The organism is Dawidia soli, from assembly GCF_018598185.1.
GTDB lineage: Bacteria > Bacteroidota > Bacteroidia > Cytophagales > Cyclobacteriaceae > Ohtaekwangia > Ohtaekwangia soli.
Genome location: NZ_JAHESC010000039.1, coordinates 58475 through 72912 on the forward strand (window position 1 = coordinate 58475; position 14438 = coordinate 72912).

The window sequence follows — 14438 nt, forward strand, 5'->3', positions numbered from 1 at the left end:
TAGAGCAACATTTCTCATGATTAGTTTTTTCCGTAGATCTTTAGAACTACCTGGAAGAACGATTCATTTAATCTATCGTCCAGCTTGAAAGACGATTTGTCGTCGTTGATCTCAAATTTCCCCTTTGCGGCCGCGACAGACTGGCCGTACCGGACGCCCAGGATGAGGCCGCCGGAATGCCCATAGATCAGTCTGTAGTCGAGCTCCACGCCATAGCCGAGGTCGAAGGAGTCCCGGTAGAGTTTTGTGGTGGTGCTGGTTGCGCTTGAGAACAGGTCGCCCACGTCGGTAATGTCGGTTGTGCCTTTTCGTTCCGTCTGGATGTTAAAGCCCTGCAACGCGGCGGTAACCTGCGGGTAAAGATGCAGGCGTTTCAGGTTCAATACGTCATAGCCTATCCACAGCTGCATGTTGGCGCCGTCCGCTTTAACCACGTAGGCGTTGTTTTCGACACTGTTCTTGAGGCCGACGGTTACAAGCCACGCGCCTGCGAACCGCTTCCCGCGGGCCTCGAACCCAAAGGGGATTCCATTAAAGTTTTCGGAAAGCGCACTGAACCCGCTGGACTGGAGGCCGGTATTCAGATCGGTAAGCGAAGCCCTGTCCCGCTGATAACCAACAATGAAGGCGGCGTATCGCGGAGACTCCTGGCGGGACCATACATATTGTCTTAGCTGTGCGAGCGAGTCGGCTCCCGAAGTACGGTATATTGAATCTAACTGCTGGTTGAGCCGGTCGTTGTCGACCTTGGCGGGGTCTATGGAGGAGAAATCGTATACTTTATACGGGTAGGTCTGCTGGCCGTAGGTGCAAACAACGGCGGATTGAAGTAGGAAGGCTAGTAAAAGAATTCTCATGGTTTTATGTTATAGTCTCTGATTAGATGCGGGCAACGGCGAAATTTCATAAAAGTATGCTATTTGTTCCTGTGAATTTCGGTCACTTTGATAACAACGCAGTGGATTTATCTCAAGGAATTTCATGTTCTCTTTTCTCGTTGCAAGAGCCAAAGCAGCCGTAAGAGGAGATATAATGCGTGAAATATGTTGACGCTCCTTGCCCGGGCGGCAGCATGCAGCGAGCAAGACAAGTACCGGGGTGATCAGAAACGTGAAGCGCATAATGATGACGAGCGGGAAAATCGTTCGTCGCATATGTGCATCAGAATGCCAATGTTGTTAAAAAGTCACGAAGACTTCATCCATTCACCTTTTCTTCCCCTCGATCACCATATAATTAGCAATCCACTGGAACGCGATGAATCCGAACAAGAAGATCACCGAAAATGAATTGAACAGTTCCCCGCTCGCCAGACTGCCAAGAACGGCGAGCGCCCCGACAACGCCCATGGCGATGGCATAGATCAGCAGAATATTTTTCTTCTTCGTATGAGAAAACATTGCGCTCAACGGCACCATCATACCGAGACCATATGCACCGACGGCAAGGAACTCATCCTGGCCCTGAATAAAATACAGCACGATCCCTGTGAAGCACACCAGCAAGCTGACGGCGACAAAGTTCGAGCTCATCTTTTCCTGCTTGCTCAACAGAAACTGGCCGTAGCGGTTAAAGCGAAGGAACAGGTTGCTGATCGGTTCGATGATCCAGGTGGAAAAGGCCACCAGGCTCAGCAAGATGATCAAGGGCACCAGGAACGGCTGTAGGCCTGGGTTGGATTCTGCCGCCTTCCGCAAGAACTTGGTGCCAAAGTAAAAACCGATGATTACCCCCCACTGATATTTGGAGGTGAGATTACCCATCCAGAAGGCATATTTCAGAAACAACCTGTAAACCGGGTTGCTTGCTTTGAGCGCCTCCATCATGCCTGCCTGTGCGTACTCGAAGTTGGGATCGTTTTTAAGCGCTTCCCGGAAATGCTCCAGTGCTTTTTTGTGATGGCCTTTTTCCAACAGACCCCAACCATAGTTGGCATGCGTATACGCATCGTTCGGATCTTCGCGCAGGGCGCCTTCGATGGTATCGAAAGACTCCTCACTTCTATTGAGCTTCAGCAACGCAGTACTCCGCGTGTTCAATGCCAGGAGGTTTTCAGAGTCGATCTCCAGCGCCTTGTTGGCGAAGGTCAGGGCCTCTTCGTAGTCCTTCCGCGCCAGTCTGACGTGGGCCAGGATCGCAAAGTACCCGGCTTCGTACGCATCCAGCGCGATCGCCTGGCGGATGTCGCTTTCAGCCTGCTTGTAATCTTCTTCCTGGAGGAAGATTCTCGCTCTGATCGAAAACAGCATCGATGCATCGGGCGACATGCCGATGGCACTGTTTATGATGCTCTTCGCCGCATCCAGCTTATCCTGCTGCAGGTTTATTTCTGCCAGCAGCGCCAGGTAGTGAAGGTTGTTCGCATCGGTGGCAAGCAGGTCTTTGAGAATACGTTCCGCTTCGGCATATTTCTTCTGCTGAATGAGGATGTCAACTTTGGCAATTCGAATGTCTTCCACCGGGCTATTTCTTTATTTTCAGGTAATTCAGGATATCGTCGTATAAGCCAGTATCGTTCGCGAACATGGCAAAGTTCTTGGCCGTCATGAACCACTCCTGGGTGCTGGGCTTATGTTTCTTTACTGCGTTCAGCAAGTCTTTGGTATCTATCGGTTGGGGGATGCCGTCGGCGAACGAGGCTTCCAGCTTGAGCTCAATCGCGATATCGATCATGGCGTCGATGTCGGCGCCGGAGTAATGCTCACTCTTTTTTGCGATCTGGCTGTAGTCGATGGCGGCTGTCGGTTTGTTTTTCAGCTTGAGCTTCAGGATCGACTCGCGTGTCGTGTCATCCGGAGGCGGGACAAACACAATCCGGTCAAACCGGCCCGGACGTCTGAAGGCAGGGTCGAGATTCCAGGGTGTGTTGGTCGCCCCGAGGATCAGCACGCCTTCGTTGTTATTGTCGATTCCGTCCAGCTCTTGCAGAAACTGGTTGATCAGGTGCCGTCCGCTCGACTGTTTCATGTCGCTGCGGCTGGCGCCCAGGGCGTCGATCTCGTCGATGAACAATACGCAGGGAGCGTTGCGCCGGGCAAGATCGAAGATGGCGTGCAGGTTTTTCTCGCTGTTGCCGATCCACATATCCAGTATATCGTTCAACCCAACGTTGATAAATTTAGCATTTACCTGTCCGGCTGTTGCCTTGGCCAGGAATGTCTTGCCACATCCCGGCGGGCCGTAGAGCAGTATGCCGCCGCCGATCTTTTTGCCGTAGGCTTTGTATAGTTCCGGGTGCTGCAATGGCTTGATGATCTTCAGCTCGATCTCCTTTTTAACGGATTCCATACCGCCGACATCCTGGAAGTTCACGGTAGGCTTTTGTAAGAATCGGCTGTCCGGCGCTTCCGTTGTTTCTTCCTGTTGTTCGTAGGTGCCCCGTACGCGAAGCTGACTGTCCAGCTCTTCGTCGAAATAGGTTGGATCGAGTGCCAGTGCTTTTTTATAGATCTCGATGGCTTTGCCGGTCGAATGCTCTTTCAGCAAACCTTTCGCATACAGCGACAGTATCGTTACGTCCTGCCGGCCGCTTTCGATCACTTCTTCCAGGATCACGTTGCAGGCCGAATAATTGCCTTTCTGGAAGTAAGCACGCGCCAGGCCGGTTTTCGCCTTCAGGTCGTTGCCGTCGGCTTTCAGCACCAGGGTGTATTCGGCTTCCGCTTCTTCGAACCGGTTCAGGTTCAACAGGGTATCGGCCAGCAGCATGCGCAAAGGTGTATTGTCCGGAGAATGCTTCAGCGCCTCCCGTAGACTGTCGATGGTACCGTCGTTCATATTCAGGTAGTTGTTTGCCACTAACGTCCCGCCTGTAGGCAGGATTGTATGATTTCCTTCCTCGTGAAACGTGGGGCTAAGATAGGTATTTGGGCGGCGGTTAGCAATTTTGGCTACAGGCCTCCAAATTGTCACCGTCTTCATCCGACGACTCAAGTCCCGTGCTGCTCCACGCGTACAACGATGCCTTCTTTAGATTCTATTGTTAATACATCCGGATCTATCCTGAATAACTGAGGGCGGAAACCCAGGTAATAGTTCCATTGGTTGCTTTCGTCGGCATTCCCCTCATCTCCAAGCAGGAGTCGAACGTCCGGCTTTGTTTTTCCTATCAAGATTTCGCGCTCGATTAAATCTTCGGACAGCTCATACCGCCGTTCTTTGTCCCTCAGCCATTGCTGCTCGCTGAATTTTTTTGACGGATAATAGCTGACGCTAAGGATAATAATCAGGACGATTAAAATATAAAGCAGGGGTGTCAGCAAAATCGTAGCTATCCACGTAACTATTCTCCTCTTACGGTCGGTTGCTATTAGCCGCTTTAGCAGCCATCTCAAAAAGAAATAGACTGGAATGCCGAGAATGATATTAAATAGATAAACTTCAATGCTTATGATGACTGCAGAGTCGGTATCGATCGTAGGTATTATCACACGGTCGTTTCCAGTGCGGAATTTAATAAAGCGGTCGAATACTTAATAATGTAAACAAATGTAAATGGTAATAGGAGAGCAAAAGTCGGGTACCTTGGGTTCCTGCCCTGGGGGTTACTGATGGGCGTGGACTTACATAAAAACTGTTGCCAAGGACGTCATCCAAGAGGTGTCAAACTGGTTCCCTTCTTGTCCGAAACGAAGTTTTACAATATTGAATTGCTTGCCTATTTTAAATAGCGGTGTTTTTTTGGTTATTTACCCAAAAGACTCCGCATTATCCCTGGTATGATTTCGAAACGTCTATTCCCTGACCTTGCACCGTTACTAAATTCAGCCGATGTAATTTGGGTCGCGATGGCCTTGGTAAAGGAGACTGCGTTAAAACAGTTATTAGCAGAAATTAAGAACGAACATGCAAGCGTCAAATTTTTAATTGGCACAGACCTACCCACGGAGCCGAAGGCTTTATACCACATTCAATCGCGGTTGTCCGATAATTTTCTTGCGCGTTTGTTTGAGACATCCAAAACTTTCCATCCGAAGGTCTACTTGCTTCAACACGGACTGAAGTATACTGCCGTGGTTGGCTCTGCGAATATGACGCTTGGAGGTTTTCAGGATAATATTGAATTGGGTGTTTTTGTTGAAAATCAGGATGATTGCATTGAAATTCAAAAATGGTTTACCAAACTATTTCATGCAGGGTTCCCCATCAACAAGGATAACATTGCCCTGTATGAAAATCGGTATAATGAGACCAAAGAGATTGAGGGTATTGTTCGCCGTTCACGGAAGTCCGGCTTTAAGAAACCGGCAACTGGTAATCCTCTGGAGGGAATAGACTTTGGTAACCGTTATTTTAAATACGAGCATCACTGGGCCTTTCGTCCTGTACTATGGGAAGATCGTTCGGCAGCAGCTAACAGGGAACGCAAAGCAGCTTATGATCGCTTCTTTGAACTTCACAGCCAAATCTTCCCCTTATTTGCCCAAAAGAATTTCAGAGAACTGGCGCATCATCATATTGATCGATTTATTGTTTCGCATTTTTCGCACCAGGATGGCTATACATCCAAACAGCTTAAATCGATATGGCTAAGCTATGGCAAGAACAACGAGCTTCTAAATCAATACCGGAATAAATACTCACCGCGTGATGACGATGATTCCGAGAACACACAGAGCTTTATTAATCATGCCAGGCTACAGGTGATTATTCATCAAAACGATATCGGCATTTGGCTATTCTTCGCAAAAGGCAACGGTGGTAGTGAACTTGATCGCCGCCATTTTCGTGATAAGATGAACAGCAGCAAAGTGTATCGTGAGCAATTCTTTAAAGCATGTCAAAAATTAAGAGACCCCTATTTTATATGGCTTGATGAAAACGTGCCATTAAGTTCGTTCGAGGACGAGGATGCGCTTCATACGTTTTGTAAGAGTGATCACAGTTCCAATCATTTTGTCATCGGCAGAGACTTTCGTATTGAAGATCCCGAAGTTTCACTTAAGGAATTTCCAGACACCGTCATGAGGGAATTTGAAAAGCTTTTTCCCCTATACGACATGATGCGTGATAAGGAGTTTGGTTAACAAATTTCAATCGTAGCGTGAATAGTCAGTGTATCGGAAATGGAAAACAGCTTGCGTAAAGAGAGGCAATCGCAAGGAATTAAACTGGCTAAAGCTAAAGGGGTCTATAGGGGTCGCAAGTTAGGTGCCACGACAACAAAGGAATCCCTAATAAAGAAACATCAAGACGTTATTGACCTGATTAGATTAACAACGGCAATTTTTCAATCCGTAGAATATCCAAAATAACAAACCGCTCCGTTAATACTGTGCGAAAACTAAAAATGTTGGTTGAAGCCTAGGCGATGATAAACAAGGTTTTCGGAGATATTTTTGACTGTAATGCATCGAGGATGATTTCCAATTCAACTCTGGCTTGTGCTTGAAGTCCTAAACACGCTGAAATACCTGCTGCGTCTGTACTCATGCGTCTCATTAACCTTAGTTCTTTATAGCAACCATCGGGTTCAACTAGTTGGTACGAATGAAAGTGCATGGCATGTCCAATGCTCGGAGTACGGGAAATGTGGCTAAATGAAAACTCCCTTGACATATACTCCAAAAGGTTATCTTGAAGGACAAGTACGAGGTGTTTAGACAGATGCTCGAAGGTGTCAATCTTGTGATGAAGTTGAACCAGAATAGTTTTGGCGGTCATCTTCCAATTCATTCCGAAATTTGCATTCGGTATATTTAGATCGGGGTCAAGCACACCCATGTCTTGTAGAAAGTGCTGGCGTGTATTCCATAACGTACCGGTAGTATCCAGCGTTTGCAATTCTATCCCAACGAAGTCAACAACCTTCCCATCCCTTGCAGAAACTAAAAAGTAGTCAACGTTTCCTCCGGGTATTGAAAGTTCAGATACAATATGAAGGTCATTTCCTGGTTCATGAAGTGTGAGGAGGTGGATAGAGTCGAGAAATATTCTTTTGTTTTGGAGTAGCCGATGGGGGCAAATGATGATGTTTGAATTCCCATACTGTACCGAACAAGTACCAATTGAAATCGAGGGTTCGCTTTTTCGTACTTTAATGCATTTACGATTCAGATAAAAGCAAGGTTGATCCTCCACGATCTTCCCCCAGTCGAGAGTAGTATCACAGGTGGGAAAATTGAAGAATTCAGAAATCTTGGAACGACTCATTTGATACGTTTTTTTGCCAGTTTCAAGTATTCACCGGAGATGTCAATTCCAATTGACTTTCGATTCGTCTTATATGCGACAACCATACTTGTCCCAGTACCGCAGAAAGGATCAAGTACAATCCCATTCTCCGGACATGTTGCAAGGATCGGAACTCGACATAAATCCTCCGGGTAGGGAGCATAGTGCAATTCTCGTTTCTGGGAGTCTTCGGGCACGACATCCCAGACATCTCCGGGCATCGTGCCATCGGGATGGTAAAAGAGAAAATAGAAGCCGTTCTTCTGCAAGTCTTTTGCACGACCCGAAACCTTTGTAGAATCAGAATGGGTGGTTCGGTGCCTTCCACGGATTATCATTCGAAAATCACTCAATTCACCTTGTCGTATTCTTTCTAAGACCTTATCCAAGGCAACATTGGCATTCTCTTTTTCTTCGGGAGTTAGCGTTGAAAGTTCGATGTGTCTTCGGTAACGAATTCCTGTAACACCGGTAGCAGACACGACATGTCCGTTTCTTATTTGCGATTTCCTAGGGTCATGCCGTATGTCCTTACCGTTGTAATAGTATTTCTTGTTCTTAACAAAATGAAATACGTACTCATGGACGTTGCGTAACTTGTCCTTGCTACTGTCAATCCCTCCTTTGTGTTTATTCCAAACAACGTCATTCCGGAGAATCCAACCCTGTTTGTCAATCATAGCAAAAGCCACTCGCCAAGGAATTCCTTGAAGGGATTTTTCCTTATACGTATCCCCAAGATTAAGCCAGAATGATCCTGACTTCTTGAGTTTAAGTTTGATTACGGCAGTTAATGCAATAAGATTATCTACGTATTCCGTGTACTCGGTCTCTAGTCCGATCCCGCCGTTGTCATATTGCCTATGCCCCCAGTAGGGAGGCGATGTAATTATGCAGTCAATAGAATCATCCGGGAAATGTTGGAGAATTTCTGTTGAGTTCCCGTTGATAAATAGCGGTTCTGTGGCCGGGCCATCAAGATAGGTCAGCACCTCAGAGGAAATTTTTTGGTGCTGTTTCTTGGTTGGTATCATGTAGAAATGGGGGTACTTCGGATGATTTGTCATCCTTCGATGTCATCCTATAAAAAGAAAACCCATTGATACCCAATGGGTTAGCAATCAATCAAGCAGAGGAGGAGGGATTCGAACCCCCGGACCTGTTACGGTCTCCGGTTTTCAAGACCGGTGCAATAAACCGCTCTACCACTCCTCTGTGTGTGTTTATTTCATTTTAGGACTGCAAATGTAGCAGATTCAGTTTTTCTGGCAAAAGAAACGCGCTTTTTATTACAACATTCGCACCCACGAACCTTATTTCTGCTCGTCCGCAAAATCCACAAACGTCTTCTTGAGGTCTCTGTCATCGACTTTCGTCGCACTTTTATGATACGCGTCCAATTCCAGCAGCACAATACGCGGATCACTCAGGATCGCCCGGAGCTTTTCAATCTCCTTATCAAAATCCGGCTTCCGCCGCTCGGACTTCAGCGCAAAACGACGCGCAAACTCGTCCCCAGCCGTCTGAATGCGGTTGCGGATCTCGATGCTCATTTTAATCTTCTCCAGGATGGCATCTTTCGAGCGCCCGATAACCTCTGTGGCTTCCAGCGTACCCATGGTCAACACCGTCGTACCACCCACCGCCGACACAATCTTCGACTGGTCAGGATTATCTACCATCGCCGGGGTAAAGCCCGTTACAGCACCCAGCGAGGCATTGACGATCGAGCGGTGTTTCTTGCCTTTCTTGGCCGATTTATAATCAGCGTTCAATCTCTTCTGATGCTGGTCTAACTGCTGGATCAGGATCATGCAATCGACCAGGTTGGTACGATACTTCTGGAACAGGTGCGCATCCTTCTTAATCAAATTCTCAGTGTCGGCGATCTTGATGCGGATCTTCCGCTGTGTGCGATTGTTCGACTTGTCCAGTACGAAGAAGATCAGCTCCGTTGTAAGCGACACCTGTGCATCGTCAACGAAGTCGTAGCCCGGCGTCCAGGTGAATTCCTGCTGCAGGGCGGTGTTTTCTTTCAGGGCGGCGTTCGGAACGCGTTTGTCGCTGGAGATGAAGCCGACGCTGCGCACGTTGTCGTCGCCGTTGGGGTCGGAGATGTAGATCTTCAGGTTCAGGGTTTCATCTTCTTTGATGGAGAACAGGGTGTCGCCGGGCACCAGCTGGATGTCGGGGGGCAGGTCCTGCTGGGTTTGGGCTACGCGGATGCGGCCGGTGGTTTCGGCTTTGTCGGGTTGGTCCTGGACGATGAACTCGAGGTTGAGGGGGTTGCCGCGCAGGCCGGAAAACTGGCTGCGGGAGGGCGTCCAGGTGAGCTGGCCGAGGGAGGACAAGGCAGAGCCTTCGGGCATTTGCGAGCGGATGGCGCGGAATACGATCGGGTCGCCGTCGGGGTCGTAGACAAACTCGCCGGCAATCTGGTAGGTGTTGAGGTTGCCTTGCTTGACGTAAAATGCCGGTAACTCTTCCACTACCGGCGGGCGGTTGATGTGGCGGACGATGAATGTAACGGTCTTGCGATCGCGCCGGCCGTCGCTATAGGCGCATTGGAAGATGACGGAGAATTCCTTTTGCAGCGATACGCGGTCGACCAGGTCGTAGGACGGTTTCCAGTAGAAATTACCGAGCGAGTCGAACTGGATGCCGAGGCCGTCGGCGCCGTCGATGGTGAAAAATTTGGAGGCCGTAGCGTGCGACTTCACCTGGAAGCGGAGCTCCCGGTTTTCGTCGAGGACGTTCCAGCCGGTGGAGTCGGGAAAGATCAAATGCGAAGACTGACCGAACGCAGCAGCACAGCACAGAGACAGGAAAAAAACAATAGCGGATTGCTTCACAAGAATCTAGTTTGCTTATTTAAAGGTCGTAAAGTTAATAAGATCGGGTTTTGGAGACATGCCACGTATGAAAAAGACGCAATCTACCCCCAATTTCTTCGACGATGTGTATGAAGTGTGCCGTCTGATCCCCGCCGGCCGGGTCACCAGCTACGGCGCAATTGCCCATTATCTGGGGGCGAAATCGGGTGCGAGGATGGTCGGCTGGGCCATGCACGGCTGTCCAAAAGATGTGCCTGCCCACCGCGTGGTGAACAGCAGCGGACTTTTAACAGGTAAGGTACACTTCAAACCACCCTCAGCCATGGCGTCGCGACTCAAGAAGGAGGGCGTGAAGGTGGTGAACGACAAAATTCAACACTTCAACGATGTATACTGGGATCCGTCGACGGAACTCGCCCTCGACAAACCCAAAGCAAGAAAACGCGCTCCCAAAAAGGGATAAAAAATTCCGGCCAACCCACTTTGCACGCTGATTTGAGGCAATTGCCGCGTGGCACAGCGTTCGCATTACCCGTTGTCAAAAGACAATAACTATGAAACCCCTCGTCACAGTTCTTGTTGCCGGCCTTCTCTCTATCGCTGCCCCGGTGCAGCGTACACATGCTAAAGACGCTGTGGTGCCCGCGCCTCCTGCGGCCCGTGAAAACAGCCTCTTCATTCTGAAAGCAGAGAAAAGCTTTGTCGGTGCAACGGTGGAGATATTCCACGTCAGCGGTGATCTGCTGGCTTCGCAGCAACTGCAAAAACGCAAGGTCGTCATCGATTTTGGAAGTGTGCAGTATGGCACGTACATCATACGGCTGACGAAAGGGGATAAGATACAGGAGTATCAGTATACTAAGAAATAACAGCATGCGCGCATCGCCCTCCCGTGGTGGATGCACATGTAAGAAATAGTGGGGTTGGTTTTAATCGGGTTTAGGCTGCTTCGTCCTTGAGGTGGCCTTTTCCTTTTTATATGGGGCTGGTCCGCGACCTGCGGTCGAAAGGCAGTCGGGAGACTGCCACCATACTGGGCACCGGTCGGAGACCGGCGCCAGAATCCAAACCGGCGCCAGGATCTACAGTCTTATATAGTAACGCGAGCTTCTTTGGGTTTTGAGATGAATAACAAGCCCAGGAATGTGAGGATGCCGTTCAATAAGATCACTTCCAGTCCGAATTTATAACCGCCCAGCCACTGCGTGGAGGTCAGCGCGATGAGATACGTCACGGCGGGTGACAATACGCAGACTATAGGCACGAGCTTGCCGCGGACTTGCAGCTTTGTCAGCAGGCCGAAGGAGAACAAGCCTAGTAACGGGCCGTAGGTGTAGCCGGCGATGGTCAGGACGGCGTCGATGACGGACTGTTTGTTGATCTCGTTAAAGATCACGATGATTAATAAAAACAACAACGAGAAGCCTAAGTGCACGATGAACTTCTGCTGCCGCTTTTTCTTTTCGTCTTTGTTCTTGAAGTCGAGGAAGTCGATGCAGAACGAGGTGGTGAGGCCGGCCAGGGCGGAGTCGGCGCTGGCGTAGGAGGAGGCGGTGATGCCTAATAAAAAGAAGATGCTTACGGCGAGGCCCAGCTTGTCGAATGCCAGCATGGGAAAGAGGTGATCGCGCGAGGCGGGCATGGCGATGTCGGGGTTGGCTTCCATGTACAGGTATAGCAATGCGCCGAGCGTCAGGAAGAGCAGGTTCATGGCGACGGACATGAGGCTGAACCAGAACATATTTTTTTGCGCGCCGCCGAGTGTCTTTACCGTCAGGTTCTTTTGCATCAGCTCCTGGTCCATGCCTGTCATGGTGAGGGTGATGAAGACGCCGCCCAGGAACTCTTTCAGGAAAAAGTTGCCGGCCGTGGGATCGTCGGTGTAAAACATTTTGGAGTAGTTGCTGTTGCGGATCGTGTCGACCATGGCGCCGGGCGAAAGACCGAGCTGCGAGGCGATCTGCCATACGGCAATCACCACGGCCGACACGAGGAACAACGTCTGAAAGCTGTCGGTCCACACGATGGTCTTTACGCCGCCTTTAAAGGTATATACCCAGATAAGCAGGATGGTGATGGCTACGGTTACATAGAACGGCACGTTCCACTCGTCGAACAAAAACAGTTGCAGCACGGTGGCCGCCAGGTAGAGGCGGAGCGACGAGCCGATGGTGCGCGACACGACAAAGAAGAAGGCCCCGGTTTTGTAGGCGGCGGTACCCAACCGCTGCTCCAGGTAGGTATAGATGGACACCAGGTTGAGGCGGTAGTACAGCGGCATGAGCACGCCCAGGATGAGCCAATAGCCGACCAGGTTGCCCATGATGACCTGGAAATACCCATAGCCGTAGACGCCTACCTTGCCGGGCACGGAAATAAAGGTGAGACCGGACAGGGATGACCCGATCATGCCGAAGGCCACCAGGTACCAGGGGCTTTGCCGGTTGCCGGTGAAGAACGTGTTGGTGTCGGCGCCGCGGGAGGTGAGGTAGGCTATGAAGATCAGCATGCCGAAATACACGGCCATGATGGTGGCAACCAGGGTTGGAGTCATAGATTTTCGTTCGAATTTGGGAACAAAATCCGCAAAATCCTGTTAAAACCAAATCGGCGGGGCTGTGCTCGCACTTCCGCCGGGAAATCATTACCTTTGTATTTAAATTGATTTGTCATACATGATCCCCGAATATCAGGAAGAAACGTTAACCGATGTATTGGAAGCCGTCGAGACGACCGACCTCATGGACCTGGTCGTGTTCAATGACGATTTTAATACGTTTGAGCACGTGATCCAGACGCTGATCCGTGTGTGTAAGCATACCAACGAGCAAGCCGAGCAGTGCACGTGGCTCATTCATTATAAGGGCAAGTGTGCCGTGAAGAACGGCACGTTCGATTTCCTGCGCCCCATGCGCGAGGCGATCTGCGAGGAAGGCATCGATGCCCGCATTCTGTAAGCAGGCGCACGACCTGCCCGTACCGATTGTTTAACCCGTTCCGTAAGTGCCGTGGAGTATCCGTCGAGATTGATAGAAGAAGCCGTTAACCAGATCGCGAAGCTACCCGGGATAGGAAAAAAAACGGCCCTGCGTCTCGTACTGCACCTCATCAAAGGCAAGGACATCCAAACCTATGCCCTGACCGACGCCCTCAACAACCTGCGCGCCAATATCAAATTCTGCAGCCGCTGCCACACCATCTGCGACGGCGACACCTGCTCCATCTGTGCCAGCCACCGCCGCGACCGCACCATGATCTGCGTGGTGGAGGATGTGAAGGATGTGATGGCGATTGAAAACACCGCCCAATACACAGGCTTGTACCATGTGCTGGGGGGCGTGATCTCGCCCGTAAATGGTATCGGACCGGCCGATCTTAAAATAGAATCGCTGGTGCAGCGACTCAGCACCGGCCAGGGGGCTGACCCTGTGCGGGAAGTGATCCTGGCACTCAGTCCGACCATGGAAGGCGATACGACGGCGTTCTACATCAACCGCCGCATTAAAGACCTCGACCTGCGCATCAGCGTCATTGCCCGGGGCGTGCCGGTAGGGGGCGACCTGGAATACGCCGACGAGATCACCCTCGGCCGAAGCATCACTGGCCGCACGTTGTTCAACTAGCCAGCCTTAGGGCATCCTTATCCCCATCCCTATAGCATCCCTATAGCAAAGCTATCCCTGACTTATAGTAAGCTTATATCGAAGCTATAGTAATGAGTCCGGTTGCATGGGCGTATAGCAAAAACTGACGGCATGTCAGGTGCCTGGAAGGGTTCTGTCCCCGGGCTGCCATAGCACTTCCATAGGAAGTAAGTACGGCTTAAGTAGGGCTTTAGTACGGCTTAACCCGCCTGTATAAATTTCCGTAGGTCTCCGACTTTTTGGCATTTGGCTTGCACTTTTCAGGGTAACATAAATCCCATCCTATGAAACCCTGTATACTTATTGCCGGCCTCTGGCTGGCCGGCTTTGCAGCTGCGGCACAACAACCTATCACATCGTACGGTCATTTTAAAGTCGATGGTCACGAGCTGATCTGGCAACATGTGATCGACACGACACTCCACGCAGAAGATCTCCGCACATTTTACTCTCATCTTTCACGTGTAGCCGATGTAACCATGGACGAAAACACACTGCTGGCCTCCTTCGACCGACTGACGTTCGATGGCCGCTGGTATGGTGGTACCGGCTTTCATTGGATAACTACGAAAGTCCTCTCGGGCAAGCTGAAAGTAGACCTGAAAAGCGACCGCTACCGCATTACACTGTACGATCTGCGCTTTGTAGAGTACGACGAGCATCGGCTAGAGGCAAACCACGTAAATCAGCTGCACTGCCGGTACGAGCCCGCTGCCGACGTTTTCCTGTTGCGTGATGCACTGGCCATTAAGCCGAATTTCGCGACACCTGGCGCGCTGGGGGCATA

14 protein-coding genes and 1 tRNA gene are annotated in these 14438 nt (G+C 50.1%); 6 read left to right on the plus strand and 9 right to left on the minus strand.

Annotated features, from left to right (window positions below; translation table 11 throughout):
• Positions 1 to 20: 20 nt before the first annotated feature.
• The 4 genes from KK078_RS22395 to KK078_RS22410 form a co-directional block, all read right to left on the minus strand.
• Complete coding sequence (locus KK078_RS22395; RefSeq protein ID WP_254092559.1) at positions 21 to 857, minus strand: hypothetical protein; 837 nt, start codon at positions 855 to 857, stop codon at positions 21 to 23.
• A 348-nt stretch (positions 858 to 1205) separates the two neighbouring features.
• Positions 1206 to 2459 (minus strand): tetratricopeptide repeat protein, encoded by a 1254-nt coding sequence (locus KK078_RS22400; protein WP_254092560.1) that lies wholly within the window; start codon positions 2457 to 2459, stop codon positions 1206 to 1208.
• A 4-nt stretch (positions 2460 to 2463) separates the two neighbouring features.
• Positions 2464 to 3777 (minus strand): AAA family ATPase, encoded by a 1314-nt coding sequence (locus tag KK078_RS22405; protein ID WP_254092561.1) that lies wholly within the window; start codon positions 3775 to 3777, stop codon positions 2464 to 2466.
• 152 nt (positions 3778 to 3929) lie between these two features.
• Positions 3930 to 4262, minus strand: coding sequence for a hypothetical protein (locus tag KK078_RS22410; RefSeq protein WP_254092562.1), 333 nt, complete (start codon positions 4260 to 4262; stop codon positions 3930 to 3932).
• 456 nt (positions 4263 to 4718) lie between these two features.
• On the opposite strand from KK078_RS22410, the gene KK078_RS22415 reads away from it, so the two are divergent.
• The gene (locus tag KK078_RS22415; RefSeq protein WP_254092563.1) at positions 4719 to 6026 is read left to right on the plus strand and encodes a phospholipase D-like domain-containing protein; all 1308 of its coding nucleotides are present in this window, start codon (positions 4719 to 4721) and stop codon (positions 6024 to 6026) included.
• A 277-nt stretch (positions 6027 to 6303) separates the two neighbouring features.
• Here the strand turns inward: KK078_RS22415 and KK078_RS22425 are convergent, their stop codons facing one another.
• The 4 genes from KK078_RS22425 to KK078_RS22440 all read right to left on the minus strand — a co-directional run bounded on the left by KK078_RS22425 (position 6304) and on the right by KK078_RS22440 (position 10025).
• On the minus strand, positions 6304 to 7152 hold the full coding sequence (locus KK078_RS22425; protein ID WP_254092564.1) for a NotI family restriction endonuclease: 849 nt from the start codon (positions 7150 to 7152) through the stop codon (positions 6304 to 6306).
• Positions 7149 to 8207 (minus strand): DNA-methyltransferase, encoded by a 1059-nt coding sequence (locus tag KK078_RS22430; protein ID WP_254092565.1) that lies wholly within the window; start codon positions 8205 to 8207, stop codon positions 7149 to 7151. The genes KK078_RS22425 and KK078_RS22430 overlap by 4 nt, the downstream gene beginning before the upstream one ends.
• Before the next feature lie 96 nt (positions 8208 to 8303).
• Positions 8304 to 8388 (minus strand) — tRNA-Ser (locus tag KK078_RS22435).
• Positions 8389 to 8486: 98 nt separating this feature from the next.
• Positions 8487 to 10025, minus strand: coding sequence for a hypothetical protein (locus KK078_RS22440; RefSeq protein ID WP_254092566.1), 1539 nt, complete (start codon positions 10023 to 10025; stop codon positions 8487 to 8489).
• A 67-nt stretch (positions 10026 to 10092) separates the two neighbouring features.
• Between KK078_RS22440 and KK078_RS22445 the strand changes: the two genes are divergently transcribed.
• Positions 10093 to 10470, plus strand: a complete 378-nt coding sequence (locus KK078_RS22445; RefSeq protein WP_254092567.1) for an MGMT family protein — start codon at positions 10093 to 10095, stop codon at positions 10468 to 10470.
• A gap of 91 nt (positions 10471 to 10561) precedes the next feature.
• Positions 10562 to 10876 (plus strand): T9SS type A sorting domain-containing protein, encoded by a 315-nt coding sequence (locus KK078_RS22450; RefSeq protein WP_254092568.1) that lies wholly within the window; start codon positions 10562 to 10564, stop codon positions 10874 to 10876.
• Between the two features lie 221 nt (positions 10877 to 11097).
• Here the strand turns inward: KK078_RS22450 and KK078_RS22455 are convergent, their stop codons facing one another.
• Positions 11098 to 12561, minus strand: coding sequence for a sodium:solute symporter (locus KK078_RS22455; protein WP_254092569.1), 1464 nt, complete (start codon positions 12559 to 12561; stop codon positions 11098 to 11100).
• Between the two features lie 121 nt (positions 12562 to 12682).
• Between KK078_RS22455 and KK078_RS22460 the strand changes: the two genes are divergently transcribed.
• From KK078_RS22460 to KK078_RS22470, 3 genes are all read left to right on the plus strand, one after another.
• On the plus strand, positions 12683 to 12964 hold the full coding sequence (locus KK078_RS22460; protein WP_254092570.1) for an ATP-dependent Clp protease adaptor ClpS: 282 nt from the start codon (positions 12683 to 12685) through the stop codon (positions 12962 to 12964).
• Between the two features lie 51 nt (positions 12965 to 13015).
• On the plus strand, positions 13016 to 13630 hold the full coding sequence (gene recR / locus KK078_RS22465; protein WP_254092571.1) for a recombination mediator RecR: 615 nt from the start codon (positions 13016 to 13018) through the stop codon (positions 13628 to 13630).
• Positions 13631 to 13935: 305 nt separating this feature from the next.
• Positions 13936 to 14438: hypothetical protein (locus tag KK078_RS22470; protein ID WP_254092572.1), on the plus strand; the 503-nt coding region annotated here is incomplete at its 3' end.

Bases quoted from the DNA above. Each gene is read 5' to 3' on its own strand.
- KK078_RS22445 (WP_254092567.1), top strand. From the start codon at position 10,093: ATGAAAAAGACGCAATCTACCCCCAATTTCTTCGACGATGTGTATGAA.
- KK078_RS22425 (WP_254092564.1), bottom strand. From the start codon at position 7,152: ATGAGTCGTTCCAAGATTTCTGAATTCTTCAATTTTCCCACCTGTGAT.
- KK078_RS22460 (WP_254092570.1), top strand. From the start codon at position 12,683: ATGATCCCCGAATATCAGGAAGAAACGTTAACCGATGTATTGGAAGCC.
- KK078_RS22405 (WP_254092561.1), bottom strand. From the start codon at position 3,777: ATGAACGACGGTACCATCGACAGTCTACGGGAGGCGCTGAAGCATTCT.
- KK078_RS22395 (WP_254092559.1), bottom strand. From the start codon at position 857: ATGAGAATTCTTTTACTAGCCTTCCTACTTCAATCCGCCGTTGTTTGC.
- KK078_RS22415 (WP_254092563.1), top strand. From the start codon at position 4,719: ATGATTTCGAAACGTCTATTCCCTGACCTTGCACCGTTACTAAATTCA.
- KK078_RS22450 (WP_254092568.1), top strand. From the start codon at position 10,562: ATGAAACCCCTCGTCACAGTTCTTGTTGCCGGCCTTCTCTCTATCGCT.
- KK078_RS22430 (WP_254092565.1), bottom strand. From the start codon at position 8,207: ATGATACCAACCAAGAAACAGCACCAAAAAATTTCCTCTGAGGTGCTG.
- KK078_RS22455 (WP_254092569.1), bottom strand. From the start codon at position 12,561: ATGACTCCAACCCTGGTTGCCACCATCATGGCCGTGTATTTCGGCATG.